The organism is Microbacterium resistens, assembly GCF_031456305.1.
Lineage (GTDB): Bacteria > Actinomycetota > Actinomycetes > Actinomycetales > Microbacteriaceae > Microbacterium > Microbacterium resistens_A.
In genome coordinates, this window is the sequence record NZ_JAVDUM010000016.1 from 56287 (window position 1) to 71198 (window position 14912).

Below are 14912 nucleotides of genomic sequence, written 5' to 3' on the forward strand. Positions count from 1 at the left end.
CAGAGGAGAACCACATGACGATCGACATCCCCGGCTATCGTTCGGGCACCTGGGTCCTTGACCCCGCGCACAGCGAGGTGACCTTCAGCATCCGTCACATGATGATCTCGAAGGTCCGCGGCACCTTCGGCGTCAAGAGCGCGACGATGACGGCCCCCGAGAACCCGCTCGAGACGACCGTCGAGGCCAGCGTCGACGTCGCATCGCTCGACACCAAGGACGCCAACCGCGATGCGCACCTGCGCTCCGCGGACTTCTTCGACGTCGAGAACTACCCGACCATGGAGTTCCGCTCCACCGGCGCCCGCGTGGACGACGGCGACTTCTTCGTCGACGGCGACCTCACGATCCACGGCGTCACCCGTCCGGTGAGCTTCGCCTTCGACTTCGGCGGCTTCGGCACCGACCCGTACGGCAACTACAAGGCCGGCGCCTCGGCGAGCACCGTCATCAACCGCGAGGACTTCGGCCTCACCTGGAACGCGGCGCTGGAGACCGGCGGTGTGCTGGTCGGCAAGGACGTCACGATCACCCTGGACCTCCAGGGCGCGCTGCAGCAGGACTGACCGCCCCGTCCGCGGAGCCCCGGACCCCGACCTCGTGTCAGGGCTCGGGGCTCTCCGCGTCATAGGCGCGGAACCGCGGATGCAGTCGTGCGAGCAGCGCGACCAGGGTGATCACGAGGATGCCGCCGAGGAGCGGCGGGAACCAGAGCGCGGTCATCGATGCGAGGACGCCGGCGTACAGCGCGCCGAGGCGCGGCCCGCCGGCGACCACGATCACGAAGACGCCCTGCAGGCGCCCGCGCATGGCGTCCGGCACGGCCGCCTGCATCATCGTGTTGCGGTAGATGGAGCTGATGTTGTCGGCGGCCCCCGACAGGGCAAGGGCCAGGCAGGCGGCGACGACGAGCGCGACGTTCGGCATCGATGCCGAAGCCGGTCTCTGCCAGGCGCCGATGAGCAGCACCGCGCCGAACAGGAGGATCGCTGCTCCGTACACCTGGACGGCGCGGGCGATACCCCGCCCGTGCCATCGGTACTGCACGACCCGCCCGGAGAACAGGCTCGAGAGGAACGTCCCCACCGCGACGGCCGCGGTGAGCAGGCCCGTCGTGATCTCGCCGCCGCCGAGCAGGACCGTGCCGAGCGCGGGGAAGAGCGCGAGGGGCTGACCAAAGGTCATCGCGATGATGTCGAGGATGTACTGCATGCGGATGTTCCCCGCACGGCGCAGGAACCGGGCACCGTCGATCAGCGACGCCAGGCCAGGGCGCACGATCTCGCCCTCGGGGCGGAGCGAGGGCAGCGTCCAGAGGCCGAGGAACATGGACAGCATGAGCAGCACGTCGATCGTGTAGGTCCACCCGTAGCCGGTGAGGGCGACCAGGACGCCGGCGAGGGCCGGGCCCACCATCACCGTCAGCCCGAAGGAGACCCCGTTGAGCGCGGAGGCCGCGGCGAGCAGGTCCCGGGGGATGAGGCGCGGGACGATCGCCGTCCGGGTGGCCATCCCGACGGAGCCCGCGGCGGAGTTGATCATGCTGAGGGCATAGAGCCACCAGATCGTCTCGCTGCCGGTCCAGGTGAGCACGGCGAGCAGCGCCGTGGAGGCGAAACCGAAGACGGCGGCGACGAGCGCGACGAGGCGACGGTCGAAGGCGTCGGCGAGCATCCCGCCGTAGAGGCCGGCCAGGATCATCGGGACGAGGCCGGCCACCGCGATCATCGACACGGCGAGGGTGCTCTGCGTGAGCGCGAACACGTGCAGCATCACCGTGACGAGCGTGAGCTGGCTCCCGATCCCGCTCAGCGCCGACCCGATCCACATTCGCGCGAACGCGGGACTCGCCCGCAGCGGGCGCAGGTCGATGAGATGGCCCATCCTTCGAGGCTATCGAGGGAGCGTGATCGATGCGTACACGGCCTGGGCGCGGCGGCGCCGGCATGGGACAATCGGGCATGACTGATGGAATCTCCCGGCGACGGGTGCTCGAGGCGACCGCGTGGAGTGTCCCCCTGGTGGTGACGGCGGTCGCTGTCCCTGCCGCTGCCGCATCGACCGGCCAGATTGCCGCCTCCTTCCTCGACCCCGTTCCCGGGAACGGGGTGCGCACGATCTCGATCGTCGTGGTCAACACCACCGAGAGCCCGAGCGAGGCTCCGGTCTCGGTCCTGGTGAACGCGCCAGGGGCCTCGCAGCTCATGGCGGCGAGGGAGGCGCCGGGATGGACGGTCGCGGCGAGCAGGAACACGTTCACCTTCACGTTCACCGGTTCGCTGCCGCCGAACTCCTCCACCACGATGGAGGTCGATCTCCTGGTGGACTCGGAGGATGACCTCCTCCTCATCGGCGAGCTGACAGCCGGAAGCCTGCGCTACCCGTTCCACCTCTCGCGCTGACGGCGCTCGGCGACCCTGATCGCTGATAGACTTGTCCGGTTGCCGTTTGATCGGCCGCGGATAAAGAGAGCCTGCGCATCCTGCGTCAGGCGCCGCGCAACGGGTAGAGAGGGGATCGGTCTATGGCACTGGAAGCAGACGTCAAGAAGGCGATCATCGAAGAGTACGCGACGCACCCCGGTGACACCGGTTCCCCCGAGGTGCAGGTTGCAATGCTGACGCAGCGCATCAAGGACCTCACCGAGCACCTGAAGGAGCACAAGCACGACCACCACTCGCGTCGTGGCCTGTTCCTGCTCGTCGGTCAGCGCCGCCGTCTGCTCGGCTACCTCCAGGACGTCGACATCGAGCGCTACCGCTCGCTGATCGAGCGCCTGGGCCTGCGCCGCTGAGGCGCAGCAGGGAGCCTTAGGGCGACCAGCGTACAATCGCGCAGAACATTCTTGAGAAGGCCGCCCCAGGTGTGGGGCGGCCTTCGTCGTTCCCGGACGCCGGTCGGGCGAGCGCTCAGGCCCGCATGATCAGGGTCGTGCGGCGAGGAGATCTGCGTGATGGATCGCCGCGACGTCCGGGTGGGCGCGCAGGCGGGACTTCAGCGCGTTCTCCCCGTACAGGCTGTGGATCGGGTTGCCGGGATCATCGGTGACGCCCCTGGCCTGCGCCGCGAGCTCGGCCGGGAGGTCGATGATCGGCAGCTGCTGGTCCAGGGCGGGGTTGAAGAAGAACGGGATCGAGATCCGCTCGTCCGGTGCCTGGGGGGAGACGACCCGGTGGTTCGTCGCCTTGAGGTAGCCGCCCGTCGCATACTCCAGCAGCTCGCCGATGTTCACCACGAATGCGCCGGGAACGGGCGGGGCGTCCACCCACTCGCCGTCCCGTTCGACCTGGAGCCCTCCCTTGCCCGGCTCGACCCAGAGCAGTGTGAGCACGCCCGAGTCCTTGTGCGCCCCCACGCCCTGCTGCGGCTCCGGCTCATGGGTTCCCGGGTAGCGGACGATCTTGATGAGGGTGGACGGCTCGCCGAAGTTCTCCTCGAAGTAGGACTCGTCGGCGCCGAGAGCAAGCGCCCAGGCGCGCAGGAGCTTGCGGGCGATGCCGCTCAGATGGTCGTGCCACTCGGCGACGACCTCGCGCAGCTCGGGCTGTGCGGCCGGCCACAGGTTCGGCCCGATCAGGCGGTTGAAGGCGGGCCCTCCTTCAACGGCATCGCGCTCGGGGCCGATGTCGATCTGCTCCCGCCAGTCGACCTCGCCCTGCGTGCGCTCGCCGCCGATGCGCGTGTAGCCGCGGAAGTGGGGGCTCCTCACGTTCTCGATCGCGAGCTTCTCCTCCTCGGGGAGCGCGAAGAAGTCCAGCGCGGCGCGATGCAGACGCCCTTCCAGCTCGGCGCTGATCCCGGTCCCGGTGAGGTAGAAGAACCCGACGTCGTGGGTCGCGGCGCGGAGGTCGTCGCGGAAGCGCGCGGCCGACTCGGGGCTCTCATCGAGCCGGGACAGGTCGAGGACGGGAAGGGTGAGCTCAGACATGGATCGAGGCTAGGACGGGGAACGGGGGAGTGGGGCGAATGTTGCCGCGCATTACCGCTCGTACGTCTCCGCCCCTGTTCCGGTCGTCGCCGAGGTGGGGTGTACACTTTCTGAGGTTTGCCTAACCTCAACCACAGAAAGTCCGCCGTTGCTCGCCACATTCCTCATCGGCCTTCGCGAAGGCCTCGAAGCCGCGCTGGTGGTCGGCATCCTCGTCGCCTACCTGAAGCGCCTCGGACGCGCTGACGTCCTTCCTCGGATGTGGGCGGGCGTCGGGATCGCGATCGCCCTCGCCCTCGGCATCGGCGCGGTCCTCACGTTCGGCGCGTACGCCCTGACGTTCCAGGCGCAGGAGATCATCGGCGGCACGCTGTCGCTCGTCGCCGTCGGCATGGTGACCTGGATGATCTTCTGGATGCAGAAGGCCGGCCGGACGATGAAGTCCAGCCTGCAGGGAGGCGTCGACCGGGCGCTGGAGTCCGGGACGATCTGGGCCCTCATCGTGGTCGGCTTCGTCTCGGTGGCGCGCGAGGGCATCGAGACGACGCTGCTGCTGTGGTCGATGATCCAGTCCTTCGGCGACGCGCCGTCGGCGTTCCTCGGCGCGCTCCTCGGCCTCCTCTGCGCCGTGGTCGCCGGCTGGCTCCTGGCCCGCGGCGTCGTCCGGCTGAACCTCTCCCGCTTCTTCGCGTGGAGCGGAGGCTTCCTGGTGATCGTCGCCGCGGGCGTCCTGGCCTACGCGATCATGGACCTCCAGGAGGCGGCTGTCCTCCCCGGCCCGTTCGGAGCCGGAGCCGCGGTCGATCCCGCGACCGGCCACGAGCTCGTCGGCTGGGCGGCGCTGCCGTTCGGCTGGGCCTTCGACGTGACGGCCGTGCTCGCCCCCGACAGCGCCCTCGCCGTGATCCTCCAGGCGACGGTCGGCTTCATGCCGCGGATGACCTGGCTTCAGGTGATCGCCTGGGCGGTCTACATCCTCGTCGTCGGCGCCCTGTTCCTGCGGGGGCTCCGCCGTTCCCGTGCACCCCGACCGCAGCCGGCCGCCCGGCCGCAGACCTCGCTCGACCCTCAAGGAGCAGCATGATCCCCGCCCGACGTTTCCTGGTCGCCGCCGGAGCGACCGCCGCGCTCGGACTCGCCCTCACCGGCTGCGTCGCCAAGGCGGATGCCGGCGCGAGCGCCAGCCTGAAAGTGACCTCCACCGACGACTCCTGCAGCGTGTCGGCGGCGAAGACCACGAGCGGGACGCTCGCGTTCGACGTCCGCAATGAGGGCGGCAAGGTCACCGAGTTCTACCTCCTCGCCGAGGACGGCCTGCGGATCGTCGGCGAGGTCGAGAACGTCGCCCCCGGTGCATCGAGGACGCTCACGGTCGTGGCGCAGCCCGGCGAGTACTTCACGGTCTGCAAGCCGGGGATGATCGGCGACGGCGTCGGCAAGACCGCCTTCAGCGTCACCGGTGAGACTGTCACGGTGCAGGGCGACGACGCCGAGCAGAAGCAGAAGGCCGTCGACCTGTACGCCGCCTTCGTGAAGGACCAGGTCGGCCAGCTGATGCCCGCCGCGCAGACGTTCGTCGCCGCCTACGAGGCCGGCGACGACGAGGCCGCCAAGACGCAGTTCCCGACCGTTCGCGCGTTCTACGAGCGGATCGAGCCGGTCGCGGAAGCGCTCGGAGACCTGGACCCCCGGCTGGACTACCGCGAGGTCGATGCCGTGGCCGAGGGGCTGGACTGGACCGGGTTCCACCGCATCGAGAAGGATCTCTGGGTCCCGGCGCAGGGCGCGCTGAACGCTGACCAGGTGACCCCGGCCTGGCAGAACTGGACGCCGTCCACCCCTGCCCAGCGCGCGGAGCTCGGCGACAAGCTGCTGGCCGACCTCCAGGAGCTCTACGACTACGTGCACTCCACGGAGTTCACCGACGCGCTGAACCCGCAGGGCATCGGCGGCATCTCGAACGGCGCGATCGCGCTGCTCGACGAGGTCGCCACCGGCAAGATCAGCGGCGAGGAGGACTGGTGGTCCGGCACCGACCTGTACGACTTCGTCGCGAACGTCGAGGGCTCGAAGATGGCGTTCTCGCTCGTCAAGGACTTCGCCGCGGCCAAGAGCGACGAGGGCAAGAAGCTCGCGGAGCGGATCGAGGCAGGCTATGCGGACCTCGAGGAGGCCCTTGCGGCCCACGCGACGCCGGGCGGCGGCTACGTCACCTACACCTCGCTGACGGAGGACGACAAGCGCGAGCTCACCGACCTGCTGAACGCCCTGGCCGAGCCGCTGTCCAAGCTCACCTCCACGGTGCTCGGCTGAGATGACCGCGAAGGACGCTCCCGCGGGGCCGTCGGCGGACGCCGGCGACCCGTCGGCCGTCGACACCGGGACGGGTGCCGACACCGGGACGGGTACTGACACCGGGGCGGGCGCCGGCCCCACGACGGGCGTCAACGCCGTGGCGGCCACTGAGGGGACCGCGGACGCGCGGGGCGGGGTGAGCAGGCGAGGTCTGTTCGGACTCGCGATCGGCTCCGGCGTCGCGGGGCTTGCCCTCGGCGCCGCGGGCGGTGCGGTGACGGCCTCGGCGCTGGGCGCGCAAGCGGCGCCCGCAGACGGGTTCGCCTTCGCCGGGCCGCATCAGGCCGGCATCACCACCCGCGTCCAGGACCACCTGCACTTCGCCTCCTTCGACATGATGCCCCGCGCGGACCAGGCCGACCTCGTCGCCCTGCTGCAGGACTGGAGCTATGCGGCCGCGCGCATGACGCGGGGTCTCGACGTGAGCGCGACCGGCGCGGTCGGCGGCTCTCCGGAGGCGCCGCCGGACGACACCGGGGAGGCGCAGGGCCTTGCCGCCAGCGGGCTCACGATCACCTTCGGGCTCGGCCCCTCCCTGTTCGCCGCCGAGGGCGACCGCTTCGGCATCGCCGATCGCCGACCCGCCGGCCTCGTGCGGCTTCCGAGCTTCCTGGGTGACACCCTGGACCCGGAGCACTCCGACGGCGACCTCTGCATCCAGGCCTGTGCGGATGACCCGCAGGTCGCGGTGCACGCGATCCGGAACCTCAGCAGGATCGCCTTCGGCCGGGCGCGGCTGCGCTGGTCCCAGCTCGGCTTCGGGCGCACATCCCGGACCGACGCCGACCAGGCGACGCCCCGCAACCTCTTCGGGTTCAAGGACGGCACCGCGAACATCCTCGCCGACGACGCATCGGCCCTCACCGACCACGTCTGGGTGGGCGGCTCCGACGAGCCGTCCTGGATGAGCGGCGGCTCGTACCTCGTGGCCCGGAAGATCGCGATGATCATCGAGACCTGGGACCGCGTCCGGCTCGCCGAGCAGGACCGGATCATCGGCCGGGAGAAGGGGAGCGGCGCGCCGCTGTCGGGCGGAGACGAGTTCACCGAGCCCGATCTCGGCGGAGAGGCCATCGACGCGGCGGCCCACGTGCGGCTCGCGCACCCGACGGTGAACGACGGGATCCGCATCCTCCGCCGCGGCTACAACTACGTCGACGGCAACAACGAGCTGGGCAGGCTCGACGCCGGGCTGTTCTTCCTCTCCTACCAGCGCTCGCCGGAGCAGTTCGTGACCCTTCAACGGCGGCTCTCGACGGATCTGATGAACGAGTACATCCGCCACGTCGGCTCCGGCCTCTGGGCGATCCCGCCCGGCGCCGAGGAGGGCTCCTACGTCGGCGCCCCGCTCTTCTCCTGACTCGCTCTTCTCCTGACTCGCTGACCCGCGCTTCTCGGCGACGTCGCCGACCCGGGAATATCCGCGCGTCGACGACGTTGTCCATGATGCATTCATTTGAATAGAATTGGATGCAGACATCGGAGTGGAGAAGAATCGTGGACCAGAACACCGGGCGAGGCGGAGCCAACCCCAGCGGCATGCAGTTCGGCATCATGTCCGTCAGCGACATCACGGCCGATCCGACGACGGGGGTCACCCCCAGCGAGAGCGAGCGGATCCGCGGGACGCTGACGATCGCGAAGCACGCCGAGGAGGTGGGCCTGGACGTCTTCGCCATCGGCGAGCACCACAACCCACCGTTCTGGTCCTCCAGCCCCACGACGACGCTCGCGGCCATCGCCGCCCAGACCGAGCGGCTGATCGTCTCCACATCCACGACGCTCATCACCACCAACGACCCGGTGAAGATCGCCGAGGACTACGCGATGCTCCAGCACGTCTCGGACGGCCGGATGGATCTCATGATGGGCCGAGGCAACACCGGGCCGGTCTACCCGTGGTTCGGGAAGGACATCCGTCAGGGGCTCCCGCTCGCGATCGAGAGCTACGCCCTGCTGCACAAGCTGTGGCGCGAGGACGTCGTGGACTGGGAGGGCACCTTCCGCACCGCGCTGCAGGGCTTCACCGCGACCCCGCGCCCGCTGGACGGGATCCCGCCGTTCGTCTGGCACGGGTCGATCCGCACGCCCGAGATCGCCGAGCAGGCGGCCTACTACGGGGACGGGTTCTTCGCGAACAACATCTTCTGGCCGAAGGAGCACTACCAGCGGCTCATCGAGCTCTACCGCCAGCGGTACGCGCACTACGGGCACGGAGCCCCCGAGCAGGCGATCGTGGGCCTGGGCGGCCAGGTGTTCATGCGTGCGAGCTCCCAGGACGCGGTGAACGAGTTCCGCCCCTACTTCGACAACGCGCCGGTCTACGGCCACGGGCCCTCGATGGAGGACTTCACCGAGATGACGCCGCTGACGGTCGGGTCTCCGCAGCAGGTGATCGACCGCTACGCCGCGATGCGCGACCACTTCGGCGACTACCAGCGTCAGCTCTTCCTCGTCGATCACGCGGGGCTCCCCCTGAAGACCGTGCTCGAGCAGCTGGACATCCTGGGCGGCGAGGTCGTGCCGGTGTTGCGCAAGGAGCTCGGGAAGAACCGCCCCGACTCGGTGCCCGACGCTCCCACCCACGCCGCGCGGGTCGCGGCGGTCTACGGCGACGGGCCGACGCGCGAGGCGCGACCCGGGGTGAACCGCGGCGACAACCTCACCGCCGGCTCGCCGTATCAGGACGCCCCGGCCCCGGCCGGATCCGCGTTCGGCGCCGCCGCGATCCGGACGGAGGCCTGAGATGGGTGCCCGGCGCATCGCGGTGATCTCCGCGGGACTGTCCAACCCCTCCTCGACGCGGATGCTCGCCGATCGCCTGCTCGCCGAGACCGTCAAGGCGCTGAACGGCCTCGCGGGGCCGGACGGCCAGCCGATCGAGGTCACGGCCGATGTGATCGAGCTGCGCGATCTCGCGCACGACATCACGAACAACCTCCTGACGGGCTTCGCGCCGGCGGCGCTCGAGTCGGCGATCAACGCCGTGGTGTCGGCGGACGCGTTGATCGCGGTGACGCCGATCTTCTCCACGAGCTACTCCGGGCTGTTCAAGTCGTTCATCGACGTGCTCGATCCGGATGCGCTCGCCGGCACGCCGGTGCTCATCGGCGCGAATGCGGGCACCGCTCGCCATTCGCTCGCGGTCGACTACGCCATCCGCCCCCTGTTCACCTACCTGCACGCGGATCCGGTGCCCACCGGCGTCTTCGCGGCGTCGAGCGACTGGGGGACGAACGCCGACGACGTCGCTCCGCTGAGCGCGCGCGTCGAGCGGGGCGCGAGGGAGCTCGCCGACGCGATCGCCCGCCGAGAGGCGGCGACCGACGCCGACCCGTTCGACCCGGACACGTACCTCGGCAAGGGGCGCTCGTTCGGCCACCTCCTCGGAGGCCTCGCGGGGGAGTGAGGGCCCGCTGGCCGGAGCGCCGGTCAGCGGCCTTCCGCGGGAGCGCGTAGGCCGAGCTTCTCGCCCAGGACCTCCGCGAGCCGCAGCACCTCGGCGGGGGCTTGGGGACGTGTGACCATCGTGAGATCGATGCTCCAGTTGAAGGGGAGTCGCACGATGCGCTCCCCGGGCAGCAGATCTGTCGCGGCGGAGCTCGCGGGGATCACCGCGAGGTCGCCGGAGAGCCGCGCCATGCGGATCGTCGCGGTGACGGTGGCACCGAGCCGTGGCCTGCCGCCGAGGGCGATGATGCGTGCGACGAGGTCGTGATCGCGAAGGTCGTAGGTGGCCGTCGCGAGAGCGCGGTCCTTGAGCGGCAGGCGCCCGCCGCGGGGCGGCTCGACGCCGACGGGAACGAGCACCACCATGTGGTCCCGGCCGATCGGATGCGACGTCACCCTCTTCACCTCGCCCAGCTGTCCCAGGATCGAGACGACGGCGGCATGGATGGTGCCCTCCGCCACCCATTCGACCAGGGTCACGCCGTGATCGACGGACTGCAGGATCTGCTGCGTTCCCCGGTGCGCGTCGAGGATCGGCAGCACGCTGTCGGCGAGACCGTGGAAGCAGCCGATGCGCAGCGGCGGCTCTTCGCTCGCCGTCGCCACATCGGTCGCCAGCGCATCGAGGTGGCCGAGGATGTGCGCCGCGCGCTGCGCGAACATGTGCCCGCTGGGGGTCGGTGTCGCCCCTCGTGCCCCTCGCGTGAACAGCTCGACGCCGAGGCGCTGCTCGAGCCGGGTGAGCCGTGCGGATGCGGACGGCTGGGCGATGTTCAGCCGACGGGCGGCCGCGCCGATCGATCCCATCTCAGCGACATGCCGGACGAGCGTCAGATCATCGAGGTCGAACGAGATACACATAGGCAAATACTATGCATGAGGGTGCGGCACCTGCTGTCTACTGCGTTCCTCGTCGAGCCGTGAGCATGGGGACATGCCATCCCGTCGAGGAGTCCTCACCCTGCTGATCGCGAGCTTCCTCGTCGACCTCAGCGCACGCGCGGCATTCGTCGCCCTGCCGCTCATCGTGCTGACCGTCACCGGCTCCGTCACGTTCACGGGCGTGGTCAGCGGGGCGATCGCGGTGCCGTTGCTCGTCTCGCCGCTGTGGGCGAGGCGTCTCCGGCAATGGGCGGCGCGGCCGCGCACGCTCGCTCTCTGCTCCGCCGTCGAGGCGGTCGGAGCCCTCCTCGTCCCGCTCGGCGCGATGGTCGGGCTCCTGCCGTTGTGGCTGCTGGTCGTTGCCGGCGTCGTCATCGGGAGCGGTCGCACCCTGACCCTGCCGGCCCGTCAGGCCCTCCTCGCCGACGTGCAGCAACAGCGCGTCGGCACACCGATCGGCGTCCTCGCATGGCAGGAGGCGGCGTCGAGGGCGACGAGCGTGCTGGGTCCGGCGCTCGGCGCTGTCGCGGTCGCCGCCGGTCAGGGCCTCGCGCTCATGTTCGCCGAAGTCGTCGCCATGCTCGTCGCCGCCGTGATGACGGCGGCCGTCGCGACGCCCCACCTCCCGCGTGACACCGCCGAGGGTGCGCCTGGCATCGTTCGCGCCCTCCGCGGCCAGCGCGATATCGCGCTCGGATGGGTGATCCGCGGCGCCGCGGGCGCCACGTGGTTCGCCTTCTCGCTCGGGCTGGCGCTGGACGGTGCCCGACGCGGAACCCCGGGGATCACCTACGCGATCGGCATCGGCGCCTACGGCCTCGGCGCCGTTCTCGCCACCTTGGCGGTCGGGCGTCGGCGGCGATTCGTGCCGTCGTTGGGCACGGCGGCGCTGGGCTGGAGCGTGAACGGGCTCGCCTGGGTGCTCATGGGCGTCTGGCCGGAGCCTCTGGGGTATGCCACGGGCGGTCTGCTCGGGGGCGTCGGCGCGGCGACCGGGTTCGCGACCATCACCCGCCTCATCGGCGAGCGCACCGCGGGCGGGCAGCGTCGGTCCCTGCTCGCCGGCCAGCTGCTCGTGGTGGAGAGCGCCACGGCGATGGGGATGTTCGTCGGCGGTGCGTTGCTGCAGTCGTGGGGGGTGTCGATGACGTTCGTCGTCACGGGCGCGCTGCTGCTGGCTGTCGCGGCACCGATCGGGATGCTGGCGCGCTCATGGTCGCCGGATCGGCGAGAGGCGGGATGAAGCGATGCCGGTCAGTACCAGCCGGTGTTCTCCGAGTGCTGCCAGGCGCCGCACGGCGATGCGTAGCGATCCGCGATGTAGCCGAGTCCCCAGTCGACCTGGGTGCGGCCGTTGGTGCGCCAGTCGGGACCGGCCGCGGCCATCTTCTCTGCGGGCAGCGCCTGGGGGATGCCGTAGGCGCCGCTGTCGGGGTTGAGGGCGTTCGCACGCCACCCCGACTCGCGGTTCCACAGCAGCCGCAGGCATTCGAACTGGTCCGAGGACCAGCCGTACGCGCCCAGCCTGTCCCTGGCGTAGGCCTGGGCGTCGCCCGGGTCGACGATCACTCCCCAGCCCGGGTCGGGGGTGGATCCGCCACCGTTCCCCCCTCCGGGGTTCCCGCCGCCCGAGTCGCCGCCACCGGAATCGCCGCCTCCGGAGTCGCCACCGCCCGAGTCCCCGGAACCACCGCCCGGCTGCGCCGGGGGAGGCGCCTGCTCCTGGCGCCGCCGCTCCTCTTCCTGGCGCTGCCGTTCCTGCTCCGCGATCTGCTGGCCGATCTGGAAGCGGCGCTCCACGTCGGCGGTGGTGTTCTTGAGGGCCGCGAGCTGCGCGTACAGGGTGTCGATGTGGCCCTGCAGGCCGGAGACCGCCTGTGCCTCCTTCGCTGCGGCGTCACGGGCGGCGGACGCCTTCTGCTCAGCCTCGGCCGCGAGCGCGGTGCGGGCGCGTTCCGCATCCTGCGCCTGGGTTCTGAGGGAGGAGGCGACGGCGGCGCTCGACTGCGCTGCCCGCGCGATCGTGGCCCAGGTCGTGTCGAGGCGATCGAGCGTGCCGAGTCGCGCGAGGAGCCCGTCCGGATCGGTCGTCGTGAGCAGGCGGATCGCGAGGGGCGATGCGGCCTCCAGGCGGAGGCGTCCTGAGACGATCTCCGCGGTGTTCTTCCGCGCGTCCTCGAAGGCGGTCTGCGCCTGATCGGCCTGCGCGGCCAGCGTCGATGCCCGTGCAGCGGCGGCGTCCGCCTGTGCCCGCACGGTGGTGGCCGCCCCCGCGGTGTCCAGCGCGAGGCGGGACGCTGCGGCCGACTGCGCCTGCGCGGTCGCGAGCGCGGTCTCGATGCGCGCGACCTGCGTCTGAGTTGCCTGCTCGTTCCCCTGCGCGGCGAGGACGTCGTCCCAGCTCGGGTAGTCGTCCGCGGATGCCGCGGCGGGGGAGAGGAGCGTCAGGACGGCTGCGACGGCGAGCGCCGCGGCGCCGCCGGCCATGCGCTTTCGTTCGATCCGTGCCCGAGTCCTCACCGCATGACGCTATCCCGCCCGAGCGCGAATCTCCAGCCCGGCAGGCGTCGGCGACCCCGGATAGGGTGATCCCACGCCTATCGGAGAGCGGAGCGGCATGAGGATCGCAGTGGCCGGAGGGACCGGGCTCATGGGCTCGGCGGTCGTGGATGAAGCGACGGCGCGCGGGCACGAGATCCGCGTCATCGCACGGAGCGCGGGGGTGGACGCGGTCAGCGGCACCGGGCTGGAGGGGGCGCTGGACGGGGTCGATGTCGTCGTCGACGTCCTCAACATCGCCACGGTGAACGAGGCGACCGCCCGGGAGCTCTTCCTGACGACCACGGCGAACCTGCTCGCCGCCGAGGCCGCCGCCGGGGTCGGGCACCATCTCGCGCTCTCGATCGTCGGGGTGGACCGTGCGCCGCACGGCTATTACGGCGCGAAGCTGGCGCAGGAGCGGGCCGTCGCCGCGGGCACCGTGCCGTGGACGATCCAGCGCGCGACGCAGTTCCACGACTTCGCCGCGCAGATGTACCGGAGCAATGCCTTCGGCCGCGTCCATCCGGTCATACGGATGCGCACGCAGCCGGTCGCGCTCACGGAGGTCGCCGCTCGCCTGGTCGATCTGGCCGAGCAGGGGCCGGCGGAGAGGGCGCCGGACCTCGCCGGTCCTCGGGAGGAGGAGCTCGGCGCGATGGTCCGTGCCTGGGCGGAGCACACCGGCCGGCGGGCGTGGACACCGCGGATCCCGCTTCCGGGCGGACTGGGCAGGGCGATGCGGGACGGCAGCCTCCTGCCGGGGCCTGACGCCGACCTCGGCCACGTCACCTTCCAGGACTGGCTCGCCCGGCAGCCCCGCGCGTCCTGACCGGGCCGTCGGGCCGTACACCGCACAGATCATGGTGTGAAAGACGAGAAGGGCCGCACCGGATGGTGCGGCCCTGGCCGTTCAGCCGCTCTTGCGGCGGAACTCGCGCTTCGTCGGCGGTGCCGGCGTCGCGTGGACGGCGGAGTCGCCGTCCAGATGCGCCTCGCCACCGCGGCTCTTCGCGTTCTTCTTCTCGAGCGCCTCCTTGAACTTGCGCTTCAACTCCTCGGACGGAGTGGGGCTGTCTTCGGTACTCATGCGCGCCAGCCTAATGCGCACGGGAACCGACGTCACGGTCCCCTTCCGTCCTGGGCCTCGGTGCCGGGGCGGACGGCGGTCGCTCGACGGCTCCTGCCGACGACCACGTCGATGAGCAGGCCGATGCCGACCGCGACGATGACCGACACGATGATCGCCACGATCGGGCCGCCGGGGATCACCGTCGCGACGACGGCGCCGATCGCCGCCTGATAGGCCGCCCATCCGGTGGCGGCCAGGGCGACGAGCCCCAGGTAGCGCGGCGGGTGGATCCGGGACGCGCCGGCGACGAGATTGATCGCGAGCCGGGCGAACGGGACGAAGCGGGCGGTGAAGAGCACGGTCGCCGTTCCGCTGTCCAGGCGTCCGCGAGCCCAGCCCAGCGCGGCGCTGACCCGCGGCGCGCGCATCCAGCGCCAGCGCTCGGTGCCGACGAACCGGCCGATCAGATAGCAGGCGACGTCGCCGGTGAACGCGGCGACCGCGGCTCCGAGGATCACCGCCCACAGTGCGGGGCTGCCGTGGGAGACCGCGAGGGCGCCGAGCGCGGTGACCGCGACCTCGCCGGGGATCACGACGAAGAACGCGTCCCCCACGACGAGGAGGCACATGAGCGCCAGGCCCCAGGGGCCGGTGAGGATCGCGTCGAGACCGTCCGGAAGCACCCGG

At 71.0% G+C, this 14912-nt stretch carries 16 protein-coding genes; 10 read left to right on the plus strand and 6 right to left on the minus strand.

Going from position 1 to position 14912, the window contains the following annotated elements; all coding sequences use genetic code 11:
* The first annotated feature begins 14 nt into the window (after positions 1-14).
* Positions 15-566 carry a YceI family protein gene (locus J2Y69_RS16175; protein ID WP_310022656.1) on the plus strand — a complete coding sequence of 184 codons (552 nt, stop codon included), beginning with the start codon at positions 15-17 and terminating at the stop codon, positions 564-566.
* Between the two features lie 37 nt (positions 567-603).
* Here J2Y69_RS16175 and J2Y69_RS16180 read toward each other — a convergent pair whose 3' ends face one another.
* Positions 604-1884: an MFS transporter gene (locus tag J2Y69_RS16180; RefSeq protein ID WP_310022658.1), complete on the minus strand. Its 1281-nt coding sequence runs from the start codon at positions 1882-1884 to the stop codon at positions 604-606.
* A 77-nt stretch (positions 1885-1961) separates the two neighbouring features.
* Between J2Y69_RS16180 and J2Y69_RS16185 the strand changes: the two genes are divergently transcribed.
* Together J2Y69_RS16185 and rpsO are read left to right on the plus strand one after the other, a co-directional pair.
* The gene (locus J2Y69_RS16185; RefSeq protein ID WP_310022661.1) at positions 1962-2402 is read left to right on the plus strand and encodes a hypothetical protein; all 441 of its coding nucleotides are present in this window, start codon (positions 1962-1964) and stop codon (positions 2400-2402) included.
* A 122-nt stretch (positions 2403-2524) separates the two neighbouring features.
* The gene (gene rpsO, locus J2Y69_RS16190; RefSeq protein ID WP_116241715.1) at positions 2525-2794 is read left to right on the plus strand and encodes a 30S ribosomal protein S15; all 270 of its coding nucleotides are present in this window, start codon (positions 2525-2527) and stop codon (positions 2792-2794) included.
* A gap of 129 nt (positions 2795-2923) precedes the next feature.
* On the opposite strand, the gene J2Y69_RS16195 is transcribed toward rpsO, so the two are convergent.
* A complete protein-coding gene (locus J2Y69_RS16195; RefSeq protein ID WP_310022664.1) occupies positions 2924-3928 on the minus strand; it encodes an isopenicillin N synthase family dioxygenase in 1005 nt (334 codons plus the stop codon).
* Between the two features lie 148 nt (positions 3929-4076).
* On the opposite strand from J2Y69_RS16195, the gene efeU reads away from it, so the two are divergent.
* From efeU to J2Y69_RS16220, 5 genes are all read left to right on the plus strand, one after another.
* Positions 4077-5012, plus strand: coding sequence for an iron uptake transporter permease EfeU (gene efeU / locus J2Y69_RS16200; RefSeq protein ID WP_310022666.1), 936 nt, complete (start codon positions 4077-4079; stop codon positions 5010-5012).
* Complete coding sequence (gene efeO / locus J2Y69_RS16205; protein ID WP_310022668.1) at positions 5009-6241, plus strand: iron uptake system protein EfeO; 1233 nt, start codon at positions 5009-5011, stop codon at positions 6239-6241. The genes efeU and efeO overlap by 4 nt, the downstream gene beginning before the upstream one ends.
* Position 6242: 1 nt before the next feature.
* Positions 6243-7643: an iron uptake transporter deferrochelatase/peroxidase subunit gene (gene efeB, locus J2Y69_RS16210; protein ID WP_310022670.1), complete on the plus strand. Its 1401-nt coding sequence runs from the start codon at positions 6243-6245 to the stop codon at positions 7641-7643.
* A gap of 179 nt (positions 7644-7822) precedes the next feature.
* Positions 7823-9028 carry an LLM class flavin-dependent oxidoreductase gene (locus J2Y69_RS16215; protein ID WP_310022769.1) on the plus strand — a complete coding sequence of 402 codons (1206 nt, stop codon included), beginning with the start codon at positions 7823-7825 and terminating at the stop codon, positions 9026-9028.
* A 1-nt stretch (position 9029) separates the two neighbouring features.
* Positions 9030-9692, plus strand: a complete 663-nt coding sequence (locus tag J2Y69_RS16220) for an FMN reductase (protein WP_310022672.1) — start codon at positions 9030-9032, stop codon at positions 9690-9692.
* Between the two features lie 23 nt (positions 9693-9715).
* On the opposite strand, the gene J2Y69_RS16225 is transcribed toward J2Y69_RS16220, so the two are convergent.
* Positions 9716-10594 carry a LysR family transcriptional regulator gene (locus tag J2Y69_RS16225; RefSeq protein ID WP_310022674.1) on the minus strand — a complete coding sequence of 293 codons (879 nt, stop codon included), beginning with the start codon at positions 10592-10594 and terminating at the stop codon, positions 9716-9718.
* 73 nt (positions 10595-10667) lie between these two features.
* Here J2Y69_RS16225 and J2Y69_RS16230 point away from each other — a divergent pair, with 73 nt between their 5' ends.
* Positions 10668-11858 carry an MFS transporter gene (locus J2Y69_RS16230; protein ID WP_310022676.1) on the plus strand — a complete coding sequence of 397 codons (1191 nt, stop codon included), beginning with the start codon at positions 10668-10670 and terminating at the stop codon, positions 11856-11858.
* Between the two features lie 11 nt (positions 11859-11869).
* Here the strand turns inward: J2Y69_RS16230 and J2Y69_RS16235 are convergent, their stop codons facing one another.
* Entirely contained in the window at positions 11870-13135 is a 1266-nt protein-coding gene (locus tag J2Y69_RS16235; RefSeq protein WP_310022678.1) for an aggregation-promoting factor C-terminal-like domain-containing protein, read from the minus strand.
* A 97-nt stretch (positions 13136-13232) separates the two neighbouring features.
* Between J2Y69_RS16235 and J2Y69_RS16240 the strand changes: the two genes are divergently transcribed.
* Positions 13233-13985, plus strand: a complete 753-nt coding sequence (locus J2Y69_RS16240) for an SDR family oxidoreductase (protein ID WP_310022680.1) — start codon at positions 13233-13235, stop codon at positions 13983-13985.
* A gap of 81 nt (positions 13986-14066) precedes the next feature.
* Here the strand turns inward: J2Y69_RS16240 and J2Y69_RS16245 are convergent, their stop codons facing one another.
* Both J2Y69_RS16245 and J2Y69_RS16250 read right to left on the minus strand, forming a co-directional pair.
* The gene (locus J2Y69_RS16245; protein WP_310022682.1) at positions 14067-14243 is read right to left on the minus strand and encodes a DUF5302 domain-containing protein; all 177 of its coding nucleotides are present in this window, start codon (positions 14241-14243) and stop codon (positions 14067-14069) included.
* Between the two features lie 32 nt (positions 14244-14275).
* A complete protein-coding gene (locus J2Y69_RS16250; RefSeq protein WP_310022684.1) occupies positions 14276-14908 on the minus strand; it encodes a DedA family protein in 633 nt (210 codons plus the stop codon).
* Positions 14909-14912 lie beyond the last annotated feature (4 nt).

Bases quoted from the DNA above. Each gene is read 5' to 3' on its own strand.
- J2Y69_RS16175 (WP_310022656.1), top strand. From the start codon at position 15: ATGACGATCGACATCCCCGGCTATCGTTCGGGCACCTGGGTCCTTGAC.
- J2Y69_RS16180 (WP_310022658.1), bottom strand. From the start codon at position 1,884: ATGGGCCATCTCATCGACCTGCGCCCGCTGCGGGCGAGTCCCGCGTTC.
- J2Y69_RS16185 (WP_310022661.1), top strand. From the start codon at position 1,962: ATGACTGATGGAATCTCCCGGCGACGGGTGCTCGAGGCGACCGCGTGG.
- rpsO (WP_116241715.1), top strand. From the start codon at position 2,525: ATGGCACTGGAAGCAGACGTCAAGAAGGCGATCATCGAAGAGTACGCG.
- J2Y69_RS16195 (WP_310022664.1), bottom strand. From the start codon at position 3,928: ATGTCTGAGCTCACCCTTCCCGTCCTCGACCTGTCCCGGCTCGATGAG.
- efeO (WP_310022668.1), top strand. From the start codon at position 5,009: ATGATCCCCGCCCGACGTTTCCTGGTCGCCGCCGGAGCGACCGCCGCG.
- efeB (WP_310022670.1), top strand. From the start codon at position 6,243: ATGACCGCGAAGGACGCTCCCGCGGGGCCGTCGGCGGACGCCGGCGAC.
- J2Y69_RS16215 (WP_310022769.1), top strand. From the start codon at position 7,823: ATGCAGTTCGGCATCATGTCCGTCAGCGACATCACGGCCGATCCGACG.
- J2Y69_RS16220 (WP_310022672.1), top strand. From the start codon at position 9,030: ATGGGTGCCCGGCGCATCGCGGTGATCTCCGCGGGACTGTCCAACCCC.
- J2Y69_RS16225 (WP_310022674.1), bottom strand. From the start codon at position 10,594: ATGTGTATCTCGTTCGACCTCGATGATCTGACGCTCGTCCGGCATGTC.
- J2Y69_RS16230 (WP_310022676.1), top strand. From the start codon at position 10,668: ATGCCATCCCGTCGAGGAGTCCTCACCCTGCTGATCGCGAGCTTCCTC.
- J2Y69_RS16240 (WP_310022680.1), top strand. From the start codon at position 13,233: ATGAGGATCGCAGTGGCCGGAGGGACCGGGCTCATGGGCTCGGCGGTC.
- J2Y69_RS16245 (WP_310022682.1), bottom strand. From the start codon at position 14,243: ATGAGTACCGAAGACAGCCCCACTCCGTCCGAGGAGTTGAAGCGCAAG.